This is a genomic window from Bradyrhizobium genomosp. I (2014) (genome assembly GCF_000261685.1).
Lineage (GTDB): Bacteria > Pseudomonadota > Alphaproteobacteria > Rhizobiales > Xanthobacteraceae > Bradyrhizobium.
This window is the reverse complement of record NZ_AJQE01000045.1, coordinates 1-13,524: the sequence shown is the minus strand read 5'-3', so window position 1 is coordinate 13,524 and position 13,524 is coordinate 1. Positions and strand designations below refer to the sequence as shown.

11 protein-coding genes are annotated in these 13,524 nt (G+C 65.9%); 9 read left to right on the top strand and 2 right to left on the bottom strand.

Annotation, left to right across the window (positions count from 1 at the left end; all coding sequences use genetic code 11):
- The first annotated feature begins 15 nt into the window (after positions 1 to 15).
- On the top strand, positions 16 to 984 hold the full coding sequence (locus IC50_RS05330; protein ID WP_035701373.1) for a catechol 2,3-dioxygenase: 969 nt from the start codon (positions 16 to 18) through the stop codon (positions 982 to 984).
- A 1-nt stretch (position 985) separates the two neighbouring features.
- On the opposite strand, the gene IC50_RS05325 is transcribed toward IC50_RS05330, so the two are convergent.
- A complete protein-coding gene (locus IC50_RS05325) occupies positions 986 to 4,516 on the bottom strand; it encodes a molybdopterin cofactor-binding domain-containing protein (protein WP_035701370.1) in 3,531 nt (1,176 codons plus the stop codon).
- Positions 4,516 to 4,998 (bottom strand): (2Fe-2S)-binding protein, encoded by a 483-nt coding sequence (locus IC50_RS05320; protein ID WP_035701369.1) that lies wholly within the window; start codon positions 4,996 to 4,998, stop codon positions 4,516 to 4,518. Before IC50_RS05320 ends, IC50_RS05325 begins: the two co-directional genes overlap by 1 nt.
- 239 nt (positions 4,999 to 5,237) lie before the next feature.
- On the opposite strand from IC50_RS05320, the gene IC50_RS05315 reads away from it, so the two are divergent.
- The 8 genes from IC50_RS05315 (at position 5,238) to IC50_RS05280 (ending at position 13,488) form a co-directional block, all read left to right on the top strand.
- The gene (locus tag IC50_RS05315) at positions 5,238 to 6,695 is read left to right on the top strand and encodes a hypothetical protein (RefSeq protein ID WP_035701366.1); all 1,458 of its coding nucleotides are present in this window, start codon (positions 5,238 to 5,240) and stop codon (positions 6,693 to 6,695) included.
- Complete coding sequence (locus tag IC50_RS05310) at positions 6,692 to 7,588, top strand: UPF0280 family protein (RefSeq protein ID WP_035701363.1); 897 nt, start codon at positions 6,692 to 6,694, stop codon at positions 7,586 to 7,588. Before IC50_RS05315 ends, IC50_RS05310 begins: the two co-directional genes overlap by 4 nt.
- 26 nt (positions 7,589 to 7,614) lie before the next feature.
- Positions 7,615 to 8,199 (top strand): amino acid synthesis family protein, encoded by a 585-nt coding sequence (locus tag IC50_RS05305; RefSeq protein ID WP_035701362.1) that lies wholly within the window; start codon positions 7,615 to 7,617, stop codon positions 8,197 to 8,199.
- Positions 8,200 to 8,275: 76 nt separating this feature from the next.
- Positions 8,276 to 9,478 carry an ABC transporter substrate-binding protein gene (locus IC50_RS05300; protein ID WP_035701360.1) on the top strand — a complete coding sequence of 401 codons (1,203 nt, stop codon included), beginning with the start codon at positions 8,276 to 8,278 and terminating at the stop codon, positions 9,476 to 9,478.
- A 149-nt stretch (positions 9,479 to 9,627) separates the two neighbouring features.
- Positions 9,628 to 11,517: an ABC transporter permease gene (locus tag IC50_RS05295; protein WP_035701359.1), complete on the top strand. Its 1,890-nt coding sequence runs from the start codon at positions 9,628 to 9,630 to the stop codon at positions 11,515 to 11,517.
- Positions 11,514 to 12,305, top strand: a complete 792-nt coding sequence (locus IC50_RS05290; RefSeq protein WP_035701357.1) for an ABC transporter ATP-binding protein — start codon at positions 11,514 to 11,516, stop codon at positions 12,303 to 12,305. Before IC50_RS05295 ends, IC50_RS05290 begins: the two co-directional genes overlap by 4 nt.
- Positions 12,302 to 13,006: an ABC transporter ATP-binding protein gene (locus IC50_RS05285; protein WP_035701355.1), complete on the top strand. Its 705-nt coding sequence runs from the start codon at positions 12,302 to 12,304 to the stop codon at positions 13,004 to 13,006. The genes IC50_RS05290 and IC50_RS05285 overlap by 4 nt, the downstream gene beginning before the upstream one ends.
- 14 nt (positions 13,007 to 13,020) lie before the next feature.
- Positions 13,021 to 13,488: a MarR family winged helix-turn-helix transcriptional regulator gene (locus IC50_RS05280; RefSeq protein WP_035701351.1), complete on the top strand. Its 468-nt coding sequence runs from the start codon at positions 13,021 to 13,023 to the stop codon at positions 13,486 to 13,488.
- Positions 13,489 to 13,524 lie beyond the last annotated feature (36 nt).

Here is a 13,524-nt window from a genome sequence, read left to right as displayed (position 1 = left end):
TCCCTGGAGGAAAACATGCACCCCGAACCAATCCTCGATCTCGCTCATCTCGGCCATATGGAGTTGCTGACGCCGAAGCCCGACGAGAGCCTGAAATTCTTCGTCGACGTCATGGGCATGACCGTCAGCGGACAGAAGGGCGAGTCGGTCTATTTGCGCGGCTGGGACGATTACGAGCGCTATTCGCTCAAGCTCACGGCGTCGAAGACCTCGGGCATGGAGCACATGGCGCTGCGCGCGCGCAGCCAGCAGGCGCTGGAGCGTCGGGTCGCGGCGCTGAAGGGCTCCGGTTTCGACATCGGCTGGATCGACGGCGACATGGGGCAGGGGCCGACCTTCCGCTGCCGTGATCCCGATGGCCACATCGTCGAGCTCTATTACGAGACCGAATGGTATCAGGCGCCGCCCGAGCTCAAGCCCGCGCTGAAGAACCAGGCGCAGCGCTTTCCGGCCCGCGGCGTCAACGTCCGCCGGCTCGACCATCTCAACTGTCTTGCCGTCGACATCAAGGCCAACCGCGAATTCTTCGAGACCTATCTCGGTTGCCGCCTGACCGAGCAGATCGTGCTCAATGACGGCCGCGAGGCCGCGATGTGGCTGACCATGTCGAACAAGAGCTACGACTTCGCCTATTCGCTCGACCATTCAGGCGTGCGCGGCCGCTTCCACCACGTCACCTATGCGCTCGACAGCCGCGAGGAGATTCTGCGCGCCGCCGACATCTTCCTGGAGAACGGCGTCCACATCGAGACCGGCCCGCACAAGCACGCGATCCAGCAGACTTTCTTCCTCTACGTCTACGAGCCCGGCGGCAACCGCGTCGAAGTCGCCAATGCCGGCGCGCGCCTCATCCTCGCGCCCGACTGGAAGCCGATCGTGTGGACCGAGGAGGAGCGCAAGAAGGGCCAGGCCTGGGGCCTGAAGACGATCGAGTCGTTTCACACCCACGGCACGCCGCCGGTGGAGATCAAGAAGCACGCTTGATCTACTGCGTCGACGACCGCACGCGTGCGATGGTCTCGCTCACGTTGGTCCAAGCGGGCTTGTCGGGTGCGAACTGCCTGCGCAGGAACGTGACGAGCTCCTCGACCTGCGCATCGCTCATGCTGTTCCTGAACGCGGGCATATAGCCGAGGTCACTGGAGACGGGCTCGGCGATGCCGTGCAGGATGATTTGCACGAGATTGTCCGCCGTTGCGCTGTGCAGGTTGCTGTTCAGCGCGAGAGAGGGGCGTGTGCCGAACAGCGGCAGGCCGCCGACCTCGTGGCAGACGGCGCAGGCGCCCTGGTAGAGCCGGGCGCCGGTGGATGAGGCGACGGTGACCTGGGTCGCGTTCTCGAGCCTGGTGGCGAGCGCATCCTGCGCCTGCCAGTCGGGCGCGGCGTCGTTGAAGGAGTTGAGATAGACCGCCATCGCGCGGATGTCCTGATCCGGCAGAGCTTTGAGGTCCCTGACTACAGGTGCCATCGGGCCGGCCGCGACGCCGTGATAGCGCGAATGGCCGGTGCGCAAGTAGGCAAAGAGTTCGTCCTCGCTCCATGGGATCGGCGCGCGGGACCGCGACGTCAGCGCGGGCGCCTCCCAGCCCTCGGCAAAGCCGCCGGCGAGATAGGCCTCACGCGGCTCGGCCCCGAGCGCATTGCGCGGCGAATGGCAGGCACTGCAATGGCCGAGACCCTCGACCAGATAAGCGCCGCGATTCCAAAGCTCGGGCTTGCCGGGATCGGGCTTGAACTCGCGCGTCTGGTGGAACAGCGCGTTCCATCCGGCGAGCAGCGGGCGCAGATTGAACGGGAAGGCGAGCGTGTTGGCGGGCTGTGCCGGGCGCACTGCAGGCTGTGCCATCAAGTAGGCATAGAGCGCCTGCAGGTCGGCCTCGCTGGTCTTTGAAAAATGCGTGTAGGGGAAGGCGGGATAGAGCTGCCGTCCGTCGCGATGCAGCCCATCGCGCATCGCGCGCTCGAAGGCGGGGTAGGACCAGGCGCCGATGCCGGTCTCGACATCGGGGGTGATGTTGGTCGAGTAGATCGTGCCGAACGGCGTTTGCAGCGCACGGCCGCCCGCATTGAGCGCGCCGCCGATCGAGGTGTGGCATTCCGCGCAATTGCCGAGCGCCGCCAGTTGCTGGCCGCGGGCGATCGTTGCTGCGGAATAGACCGATGCGTCGGGTCGCGCGATGGGTGCGATCGCGCGCGCCGGGAGCAGCGCTGCGCCGACGCCGATTGCGGCGGTGCAGGCGGCCGCGAATGTCGCGAAGATGCCGGCGCGTTTGACGAACGGGCTCCGCCAGATGGGGGACGGCGTCGGGGCGGCGGGCGCTGGCAGGGCCTGCGGCGTGGCCGCCGCATCGCCGTGCAGCCCTTTCAGGATTCGCTCAGGCGTGAACGGTGGCTCGCGAAAGCGCACCCCGGTGGCATCGAAGATCGCATTCGCGATCGCTGCCGCGCTCGGCACCGAGGCGGATTCGCCGACGCCGAGCGGCGGCTGGTCCTGGCGCGGCAGCATCAGGACGTCGATCTTGGGCACGTCGGGGAAGGGGATGATCGGATAGGCGCCCCATTCGCGCGCCGCCACCGCGCCGCGCTCGAACGAGACCTCCTCCATCAGCGCGCGGCTGGTGGACTGGATGACGTTGCCATGGATCTGATGGCGCACGCCGTCCGGGTTGATCATCAATCCGGAATCCTGGCCCGCGACGACGCGCGTGACGCTGACGTCGCCGGTCGTCTTGTTCACCGCGACATCGGCGACCCAGGCCGACCACGCCGCGCCATAGCCGGGAAACTTGCTGTGGACATAAAGCGCGTAGGCAAAGCCCCGCCCGTGCACGACTTCGCCGTCTTTCTCCTCGCGGACCGGCCGAGGCCGCCAGCCCGCGCGTTCGGCCACCGCATTGACGAGATCGATCGCGCGCTGGTCTTTGAGATAGCGCAGGCGATATTCGATCGGGTCAACGCCGGCCTCCGTCGCGGCCTCGTCGATGTAGGATTCATGCGCGAAGGTGTTCGGCAGTGCAGAGACGCCGCGGAACCATGAGGCGCGCACGATCGGGGGCATATCGTGGGCGACGACGCGCATGTGGTCGTAGTCGTAGGGCGGGATCGCGGTGCGGTCGCCCATCTGAAGCACTGCGGGCTCGGGCGAGATGCGGCCGGTCAGCAGGAGTGCCAGCGTCGGGGCGGCGTTCGAGGGGTAGCGCGTGGCGAGATCGTAACCGGCAATGCCGCCGTCGGCATCGAGCCCGCCATTGACGTCGATGAGCTGAGCGGTGCCCTTGGGTTCCCAGGCGTGCTCCTGCTCGCGCGTCAATTGCACGCGGACGGGCCGGCCGACCGCGCGCGACAACAGCAGCGCGTCGGCGGTGACGTCGTCGGCGCAGTTGCGGCCGTAGCAGCCTGCTGCTTCGAGCCGGATCACCTCGATCTCGCTCTCGAAACGTTCGATCAGAAGCGCAAGGTCGCTGCGCAGCACGTGCGGATTCTGCGTGCCTGACCAGACCCGGATGTTGCCGTCCTGATAATCGGCGACCGCACAGGACGGGCCGATCGAGGCGTGCATCTGATACGGCCACACGTAAGTGCGCTGCATCGGCCTGGCCGCGCCTGATATCGCCTTGTCGACCTCGCCCTTGTCGATCAGCGTGCGCGGCGTCGACGGATTGGCGCGCAGTGCCGTCTCGACATCGGCAAGGTCGGTCAGGGTGGGTGTCGGCTTCCAGCTCACCTTGAGCTGCTCCGCCGCGCGGATCGCATTCTCCTCGCGCTCGGCGACAACGCCGACGAAATCGCCGATGCGCACCACCGCGATCAAGCCGGGAATGTCGCGCACCGAGGATTCATCGACCGCGAGCAGGCTGGTGCCGACGAACGGTCCGGCATCGACGCCGGCATAGGGTGGCCGCACCACGCGGCCGTGCAGCATGCCGGATACCCGGATGTCGTGCACGAAGGTCAGCTCGCCCGTGGCCTTGGCCGGCAGATCGACGCGCGGCACGGATTGGCCGACGATCGTATAGTCGCCGACAGGCTTCACTGCGACGTCATCGGCAAGCTCGAGACGAATCGTCTCGCCGCCGATCAGCTCGCCATAGCTGACGCTGCGGTTGTCGTGCCCGCGCATGAGGCCGTCCTCGATCCGCAGCTCGGAGACCGGCAGCTCCAGCCGCTCGGCCGCGCGCGCGATCAGGAAGTGTCGCGCCTGCGCCGCGGCCTTCCGCAAGGGCACGGCGGTGATCTGGATGGTCTCGCTGGCGATCGTCGCGCCCTGGTTCGGCACCACCGACGTGTCGCCGAGCACGACCACGACGCGCGCAAAGGAGACATCGAGCTCTTCGGCGACGATCTGGCCGAGGGCGGTGCGGATGCCGGTGCCGAGATCGACATGGCCGTTATAGGCCGTGACCGAGCCATCCGCGGTGATGCGGACGAAGGTCTCGGACGTGACCTCGTCGACCGAGCGGACGACGACGAGCGAACCCGATGGCTGCTCAGCTCCGTTCGAAACAGGGGAGGCCATCAATCAGCCGCCTCAGTGAGCTGGCCGGATGCGCGCATCACCGCGCGCAGGATTTCGACATGCGTGCCGCAGCGGCAGAGATTGTACCGCAAAGCCGCCAGCGCCTCCTGTTCGGTCGGCCGCGGATTGATCGCGAGCAGCGCCTTGGTGGTCATGACCATGCCGTTGAGACAGTAGCCGCACTGAGCGGCCTGCTCGTCGATGAAGGCCTGTTGCACGACGTCGGGCTTGTCGCGGGTGCCGAGGCCTTCGAGCGTCACGATGTCGCGGCCGGCGCAGCCGCTCACCGGAATGACGCAGGAGCGCGCCGCGGCTCCGTCGATCAGGACAGTACAGGTGCCGCATTCGCCGAGGCCGCAACCATATTTCGGACCGTTGAGCGCGAGATCGTTGCGCAGCACATAGAGCAGCGGCGTCTGGCGTTCTGCCGTGACTTCGTGGATCCTGCCGTTCACGGTGAGGCGGATCGGTGTCTGCGTCATCCTCGTTCCCAAGCCCGCGTAAAACTCTACGCCGCGACGATACCGTTTGTACACAAACGTGCAAGCCGTGCATGCCGCACTGCAGCGCGATCGCCTTCTTTGTGGACAGAGCCGATAGGCAGATGAGGTTTTATGCGGCAGTCGCATCTTTTGCGCCGCACCGCCGCTTGACAGCCGCGGGGGACCGCGCGCAACATCGTTCGTATACGAATGATAACCGCAACGTTGCCGGCCCCGACATGGTGACTGAAACGACGAGCGCCGTCATTGACAAGATCCGCTGCGATGCTTGTCCGGTGATGTGCTACATCAAGCCGGGCGCGGCGGGAGCCTGCGACCGCTACGCCAATCACGACGGCAAGCTCGTCCGCGTCGATCCACATGTGATCCTGGAGCGCACCGTCTCGCACGGCGGCAAGCTCGTTCCGTTCAGTCGCACCGAAGACTGGGACGGCAAGATCGTCCACGAGCCTTCAACCTTCGTCACCGCGATCGGCGCGGGCACGACCTATCCCGACTACAAGCCGGCGCCGTTCATCGTCTCCGCCGAGGTCGACGGCGTCGACATGGTGACTGTGGTCACCGAGGGCATCTTCTCCTATTGCGGCGTCAAGGTGAAGATCGACACCGACCGCTATCTCGGCCCGGAAACCGCGACCGTCCGCGCGCAAGGCGAGGCGGTCGGTCACGTCACGACGAGCGAATACGGCTCGCAGATGCTGTCGCTCGGCGGCGTCCATCATCTGACCGGCGGCTCCAAGAAGGAGGGGCGGGTCACCTGCGACACGCTGATGGATCTCGCCAATTGCAGGGCGGTCGAGCTCACCATCGACGGGGGCGCCACGGTGGTGGTGCAGGCCGGACAGCCGCCGATCGTCAACGGCTCCAGGGAAGAGCGGATGCGGGTCGGCTGCGGCTCGGCGACGATCGGCATGTTCGCCAAGCAATGGCACGGCAAGGTCGACGAGGTCGTCGTGGTCGACGACCACATCACCGGCGTGCTCTCGGAGCATCAGGCCGGCAAGCTTCTCGACATCGCCGACACCGGCATCAAGATGAAGGGACGGCGCTCGACGCCCGGCCGCTATTTCCAGGTCGCCGATCCCGGCACGGGCTGGGGCGGCACCAACATTTCCGATCCCTTGTCGATCCTCGGGCCGTTCGATGCCAAGGAAGCGAAGCCCGGTCTGACCATGCTGATGGTCTCCACCACGGGCGAGCATTCGTCGTATTACGTGCTCGACGAAGCCTTGAAGCCGATCGAGACCGAGATGCCCGCCGATCTCAGATTCTCGGTCGAGCGAATCCAGGAAAATTGCGAGCCGGCGCTGTGCACGGTGCTCTTCATGGCGGGCGCGGGCGGTTCGCTGCGCGCGGGAGTCACCGACAATCCGGTGCGACTGACGCGCTCGGTGAAGGATGCGCTGACGCGCGTCACCAGCGGCGGCGCGCCGGTCTATGTCTGGCCCGGCGGCGGCATCACCTACATGGTCGACGTGACGCAGATGCCGTCAGGCGCGTTCGGTTATGTGCCGACGCCGGCGCTGGTTGCGCCGATCGAGTTCACGATGACGCTGTCCGACTATGCCGCACTCGGCGGACACATGGATTATGTGAAGCCGCTCTCCGAGGTGCGGAACGGCGACGATGTCCGCCAATTGCCCTGGCACAATCCGATTCCGGGCCGCCGGACATGACGCGGCTCCCGCAGATCGCATTGCTGTCTGATGGCCGGCGGCTGCATTTGCAGGATGGACCGATTGATCTGATCGTCGAGGCGAAGGGGCGGGCGGACGAGGTGCGTGCGGCCTATGAGGCTGCCGCGCGGCGGTTCACGGGGCTGCTCGACGAGCTCTGCGCGGAATTGCCGGACCTGCGGGCGGCTGCCGACGAGCGAACGTTACTGAGGGGCGTGGTGGCGCGCCGCATGCACGCTGCTGTCGCGCCCTATGCCGCTGATTGCTTCATCACGCCGATGGCGGCCGTTGCCGGCAGCGTGGCGGAGGAGATTCTGGGGGCGATGCTCCGTGTTGCGACGCTCGATCGGGCTTACGTCAACAATGGTGGCGACATCGCGCTTCATCTCGGCGCGGGCGAGCATTTTTCGGTCGGCTTGATGGACCGGCCCGACCGCGATGGCGTGATCCGGACGATGAAGATCGATGCGGATGACCCGGTGCGGGGCGTCGCGACCAGCGGGCGCCATGGCCGCAGCTTCTCGCTCGGGATCGCCGATGCTGTGACAGTGCTGGCGGCAACCGCTTCGCAGGCCGATGCGGCCGCGACCGTGATCGCCAACGCGGTCGATCTGTCCGGGCATCCAGCCATCATCCGCAAATCTGCGAACGAGCTTCAGCCCGACAGCGATCTGGGCGCGCGCCTCGTTACCCGCGATGTCGGCGAGCTGTCTCACGATGAGATCGCCACGGCGCTGGAATCTGGCGCGGAATGTGCACGGCGCTTATTCGATCGTCGACTGATCGAGGGTGCTGTGTTGCAGCTTTGTGGTGATATGCTCGTCATCGGACCAAAAGATATTGAACGGCAAGAAGCGCGCCCGCGTCAGCTGGAGAATGCGGTGCATGCCTGAACGGGGAAGAGCTTGAGGACACAATCATGAGCGCGATCATCCGCAAGATCGTTACCGTCGTCGAAGAGACGCAGATGGAGATGGGCCGGCAGGTCTCGCCGCCGACGCGGCGCGCGGCTGCGATCGCCGTCATCGAGAATCCGTTTGCCGGAAAATACGTCGAGGATCTTTCGCCCTTGATCGTCATCGGCGAGGAGCTGGGCGAGCTGTTGTCGAAGCGCGCGGTGGCCGCGCTCGGCATCGATGGCGCCAAGGCGCAGAGCTACGGCAAGGCGGCCGCCGTCGGCGAGAACGGCGAGCTGGAGCATGCCGCCGCCATCCTCCACCCCAAGATGGGCGCGCCGGTGCGCAAGGTGCTGGGCAAGGGCGCAGCTCTGATCCCCTCCTCGAAGAAGCGCAGCGGTCCGGGCACGACGCTGGACATTCCGCTCGGGCACAAGGACGCTGCCTTCGTGCGCAGTCATTTCGACGGCATGGAAGTGCAGATCAACGACGCGCCGCGCGCCAACGAGATCATGGTCGCGGTCGCCGTCACCGACAGTGGCCGGCCATTGCCGCGCGTCGGCGGGCTGACGGTCGCCGAGATCAAGGGCGAAGACGGTCTGAGATAGGGTTTGAACCGGGGAGGCGGCACGGCTTCCCCGACAAGACACGCTGAAGACGTAGAGTTCAAAACTGGAGGTTGGGATGCGAGCGAGAAACTATTTTGTGGGCGCGGCCTTCGCGCTTCTGGCGGGCGGCATGGCTCATTCGGCCCTGGCGCAGGACATCAAGATCGGCGAGATCAACAGCTATTCGCTGCTGCCGGCCTTCACCGAGCCCTATCGCAAGGGCTGGCAGCTCGCGGTCGAGGAGATCAACGCGGCCGGTGGCATCAACGGCAAGAAGCTGGTCGTCATCTCCAAGGACGACGGCGGCAAGCCGGCCGACGCGCAGACCGCGGCCAACGAGCTCGTCTCGAGCGAGGGCGTCGCGATGCTCGCGGGCACCTTCCTGTCGAACATCGGCCTCGCGGTCAGCGACTTCGCCAACCAGAAGAAGGTGTTCTTCCTCGCGGCCGAGCCGCTGACGGACGCCATCACCTGGTCCAAGGGCAACAAGTACACCTTCCGCCTGCGCCCCTCCAACTACATGCAGGCGGCGATGCTGGTCGAGGCAGCCAGCAAGCTGCCGGCGAAACGCTGGGCGACGATCGCGCCGAACTATGAATACGGCCAGTCAGCTGTCGCGGTGTTCAAGAAGCTGATGTCGGCGAAGCGCCCGGACATCCAGTGGGTCGACGAGCAATGGCCGCCGCAGGGCAAGATCGACGCAGGTCCCGTGGTGCAGGCGGTTGCCGCCGCCAATCCCGAGGCGATCCTCAACGTCACCTTCGGCGCCGACCTCGTGAAGCTCGTGCGCGAAGGCAACACCCGCGGCCTGTTCAAGGGGCGCGAGGTCGTCTCGTTCCTCACGGGCGAGCCCGAATATCTCGATCCGCTCAAAGACGAGACGCCGGAGGGCTGGATTGTCACCGGCTATCCCTGGTACTCGATCAAGACGCCCGAGCATGATGCGTTCCTGAAGGCGTATCAGGCCAAGTATAACGACTATCCGCGCCTCGGCTCGATCGTCGGCTATCAGACCATCAAGTCGGCGGCGGCGATCCTCGCCAAAGCCGGTTCGACCGATCCGGAGAAGCTGATTGCCGCGGCGGAAGGGCTCTCCATGCCGTCGCCGTTCGGCGAGATCACCTTCCGCAAGATTGATCACCAGTCGACGCTCGGCGCCTTCGTCGGCAAGACCGCGCTGAAGGATGGCAAGGGCGTGATGGTGGATTCGTCCTACAAGAAGGGCGCCGACTATCTGCCCAGCGATGCCGAAGTCGCGAAGCTGCGCCCGAAGGATTAGTCGCCGCTGCCGTAGGGTGGGTTAGCCGAAGGCGTAACCCACCACTTTCGGCGCCACACGAGAATAGGTGGTGGGTTACGCCGAGCAGATGCGCTCTGCGCATCTGCAGGGCTAACCGACCCTACGATTACACTGAACCCGGACCGCCGATGGCCTTTTACGTCGTACAGTTTCTGACCGGTCTCGCCAGCGCAGCGTCGCTGTTCCTGGTGGCCTCGGGCCTGTCGATCATCTTCGGCGTCACGCGGATCGTGAATTTCGCGCATGGCGCCTTCTACATGATCGGCGCCTACATCGCCTTCACGCTCACCGAGCGGCTTTCGGGCGCGTTCGGCTTCTGGGGCAGCATCGTGCTGGCGGCGCTCGCAGTGGCGCTGATCGGCGTCATCGTGGAGATGGTACTGCTGCGCCGCATCTATCACGCACCCGAACTGTTCCAACTGCTCGCGACCTTCGGCCTGACCTTGATGGTCGAGGACCTTGTCGTGCTGATCTGGGGGCCCGATGATCTCGTCGGCCGTCGCGCGCCAGGCTTCAAGGGCGCCATCGATTTCTTCGGTCAGAACATCCCGAGCTACGATCTGTTCCTGATCGTGCTCGGACCTGTCGTGCTCGGCATTCTCTGGCTGCTGTTCCAGCGCACACGCTGGGGCGTCTTGGTGCGTGCGGCGACGCAGGACCGCGACATGGTCGCAGCGCTCGGCGTCAATCAGAAATGGCTGTTCACGAGCGTGTTCGCGGTCGGCGTCTTCCTGGCCGCGCTCGGTGGTGCGCTCCAGATCCCGCGCGATGCCGTGCATCACGCCATGGATCTGCGCATTATCGTCGAGGTCTTCGTCGTGGTCGTGATCGGGGGTCTCGGCAGCATCGTCGGTGCGTTCGTGGCGGCGGTGCTGGTCTCCGAGCTCAACGCCTTCGGCATCCTGATCTTCCCGAAGATCTCAATCATTCTCGTCTTCCTGGTGATGGCGGTGGTGCTGATCGTGCGGCCCTGGGGCCTGTTCGGCAAGCCGGAGGCGGCCGCGCGCAAGACCCCGGGCCTCACCGTCAATCCCTGGCGGCCGCTGACGTCGAACGAGCGTCTTGCAGCGCTTGCGGCGCTCGTCGTCGCGGCGACGCTGCCGCTGTTCGCCGGCAACTACGCCCTCACGGTCGGCTCCGAGATCGCGGTCTTCGTGATCTTCGCCGTCAGCCTGCACTTCCTGATGTCGGTCGGCGGGCTCGCGTCGTTCGGCCATGCCGCCTATTTCGGTCTCGGCGCCTATGGCATCGCCTTCCTCGCCAAGATGGCCGGGCTGCCGATGATCGTGTGCCTGTTGCTCGGCCCGCTGCTCGGCTGCATGGGCGCCGCTGTATTCGGGTTCTTCGCGGTGCAGCTCTCCGGCGTCTATTTCGCGATGCTGACGCTCGCCTTTGCACAAATCGTATGGTCGATTGCGTTCCAGTGGGTGAGCGTGACCGGCGGCGACAACGGCATCCTGGGCCTCTGGCCGTCGAGCTGGGCGGCGAGCCCGTCGCATTTCTACTGGCTTGCGCTCGGCGTCGCGGCGCTGGTGACCATTGCGCTACGGGCCATGGTGTTCTCGCCGTTCGGCTACGCGCTTCGCGCCACGCGCGACTCGCTTCTGCGCAGCGAGGCGATCGGCATCGATGCCAAGCGGATCCAGTGGACCGCTTTCGTGATCGCCGGCACGACAGCCGGCATCGGCGGCGCGCTGTTCGCCTACCTCAAGGGCAGCGTGTTCCCGGACAATCTCGGTATCTCGCTGTCGGTCGACGCGCTGGTCATGGTGCTGCTCGGCGGCGTCGAGACGGTCTCGGGCGCGGTGATCGGCGCTATCGTCTACAAGGCCCTGAACATCTGGCTGGTAAGCCAGACCGATCTGTCGAAGCTCGTGCTCGGCGGCTTCATCGTGCTGATCGTCGTCGTCTTCCCCAAGGGCATCGTCGGCATGCTGGAGATGCTGGTGCAGCGCCGCAGGAAGTCCTCGCCGCCGGGATCCCCCTTGCTTGCCAAGCCGATCGAGTCCGCCGAATGAGCGTCGCACCCCCCCTTCTCGCGGTCGAAGGCCTGACCAAATCCTATGGCGGCATCCACGCCGTGCGCGGCGTCTCGTTCTCGTTGCGCGCCGGCGAGATCCTGGCGCTGATCGGCCCGAACGGTGCCGGCAAGAGCACCTGCTTCGACATGCTCAACGGCCAGAACAAGCCTGATACCGGGCACGTCCGCCTGCTCGGCGAAGAGATCACGGGCAGGAAGCCGCGTGAGGTCTGGCGGCTCGGCGTCGGGCGCACGTTCCAGATCACCGCGACCTTCGCCACCATGACCGTGCGGGAGAACGTTCAGGTCGCGCTGATTTCGCATGCGAGGCAGCTCTACAACCTCTGGGGCTCGGCGCCGAAGTTCGACCGCGGCGAGGCCGGCCGCCTGCTCGAACTGGTTGGCATGGGCGGCTACGCGGACCGGCCCTGCGGCGAGCTTGCCTATGGCGACCTCAAGCGGCTCGAGCTTGCGGTCGCGCTCGCCAACCAGCCAAAGCTGCTCCTGATGGACGAGCCGACCGCCGGCATGGCGCCGCGCGAGCGCGTCGATCTGATGCGGCTGACGGCGGGCATCGCGCGGGAAAAATCGATCGGCGTGCTCTTCACCGAGCACGACATGGATGTGGTGTTCGAGCATGCCGACCGCATCATCGTGCTCAACCGCGGCGCGCTGATCGCCGAGGGCTCGCCGGCCGAGGTGCGCGGCAATCCTCAGGTGCAGGCGGTCTATCTCGGCGAGGGTCTCGTCTACGATGCCCGCCACCGCGAGGGGACCTCGGCATGAAGCTCACGGTGCAAGACCTCAACAGCCATTACGGTCCGGCCCACATCCTGTTCGACATCGGGTTCGAAGTCGGTGAGGGCGAGGTGGTGGCGCTGCTGGGTCGCAACGGCGCGGGCAAGTCGACGACGTTCCGCTCGATCGTCGGCCTCGTCGCGCAGTGCTCCGGCCGTATCATGTTCGAGGGCAAGGATGTCTCGGCGAGGCCGACCCATGAGATCGTGCGCGAGGGCCTCGGCTACGTTCCGGAGGAGCGGCGCATCTTCACCGACCTGACCGTCGAGGAAAACCTCGAAGTCGGCCGCCAGCCGAAGCGGCCGAACGCGCCGCACTGGACGCGCGAAAAGCTGTTCGCGCTGTTCCCAAATCTGGGTGAGATGAAGAACCGGCCGGGCGGCCGCATGAGTGGCGGCGAGCAGCAGATGCTCACCATCGCGCGCACGCTGATGGGTAATCCCTCACTGGTGCTGCTGGACGAACCGTCGGAGGGCCTGTCACCGAAGATCGTGGAGCAGATGGTGGAGGCCATCCTGACCATGAAGAAGGAGGGCGTCAGCATCGTCGTCTCCGAGCAGAATCTGCATTTCGCGCGATTGATCTCCGATCGCGCCTACATCATCGAGCGCGGCCGCATCTGCTTCGGCGGCACCATGGCCGAGCTCGACGCGCGTCCTGATATCCGCGACGCGCATCTGTCGTTGTGAGGGGTGGGGAAGGGATGGCGAGAAGCGTCGCGGTGAAGAAGGGCGTCAAGCCTGCCAAGTCGCCTTCCAAGTCGCCTTACGTGCTGGACGAGCAGGTCGGCTTCATCCTGCGTCAGGTCTGGCAGCGCCACAGTTCGATCTTCGCCCGCGACATCGGCACCAATCTGACGCCGACGCAATGGGCGGCATTGTCGAAACTGGCCGAGACCGGGCCATGCTCGCAGAACCAGCTCGGGCGGCTGACGGCGATGGACGTCGCCACCATCAAGGGCGTGATCGATCGTCTCACTGCGCGCGGCCTGACCGAGACCAGCCAGGATCCCGACGACGGGCGGCGGCTGCTGGTGAGCCTGACCCGCGCCGGTCAGCAGCTCGCCGAGAAGCTCGCGCCGAACGCGCTGGCGATCACCCGTGAAACGCTGGCGCCGCTCGAGCCGAAGGAGCGCGAGCTGCTGATGGCGCTTCTCAATAAGCTGAGGTGAAGGCAGTCTCGTAGGGTGGGTTAGTCTTACTGAGTC

Excerpts from the sequence above, each read along its gene's own strand:
- IC50_RS05330 (WP_035701373.1), top strand. The coding sequence starts at position 16 with ATGCACCCCGAACCAATCCTCGATCTCGCTCATCTCGGCCATATGGAG.
- IC50_RS05325 (WP_035701370.1), bottom strand. The coding sequence starts at position 4,516 with ATGGCCTCCCCTGTTTCGAACGGAGCTGAGCAGCCATCGGGTTCGCTC.
- IC50_RS05320 (WP_035701369.1), bottom strand. The coding sequence starts at position 4,998 with ATGACGCAGACACCGATCCGCCTCACCGTGAACGGCAGGATCCACGAA.
- IC50_RS05315 (WP_035701366.1), top strand. The coding sequence starts at position 5,238 with ATGGTGACTGAAACGACGAGCGCCGTCATTGACAAGATCCGCTGCGAT.
- IC50_RS05310 (WP_035701363.1), top strand. The coding sequence starts at position 6,692 with ATGACGCGGCTCCCGCAGATCGCATTGCTGTCTGATGGCCGGCGGCTG.
- IC50_RS05305 (WP_035701362.1), top strand. The coding sequence starts at position 7,615 with ATGAGCGCGATCATCCGCAAGATCGTTACCGTCGTCGAAGAGACGCAG.
- IC50_RS05300 (WP_035701360.1), top strand. The coding sequence starts at position 8,276 with ATGCGAGCGAGAAACTATTTTGTGGGCGCGGCCTTCGCGCTTCTGGCG.
- IC50_RS05295 (WP_035701359.1), top strand. The coding sequence starts at position 9,628 with ATGGCCTTTTACGTCGTACAGTTTCTGACCGGTCTCGCCAGCGCAGCG.
- IC50_RS05290 (WP_035701357.1), top strand. The coding sequence starts at position 11,514 with ATGAGCGTCGCACCCCCCCTTCTCGCGGTCGAAGGCCTGACCAAATCC.
- IC50_RS05285 (WP_035701355.1), top strand. The coding sequence starts at position 12,302 with ATGAAGCTCACGGTGCAAGACCTCAACAGCCATTACGGTCCGGCCCAC.
- IC50_RS05280 (WP_035701351.1), top strand. The coding sequence starts at position 13,021 with ATGGCGAGAAGCGTCGCGGTGAAGAAGGGCGTCAAGCCTGCCAAGTCG.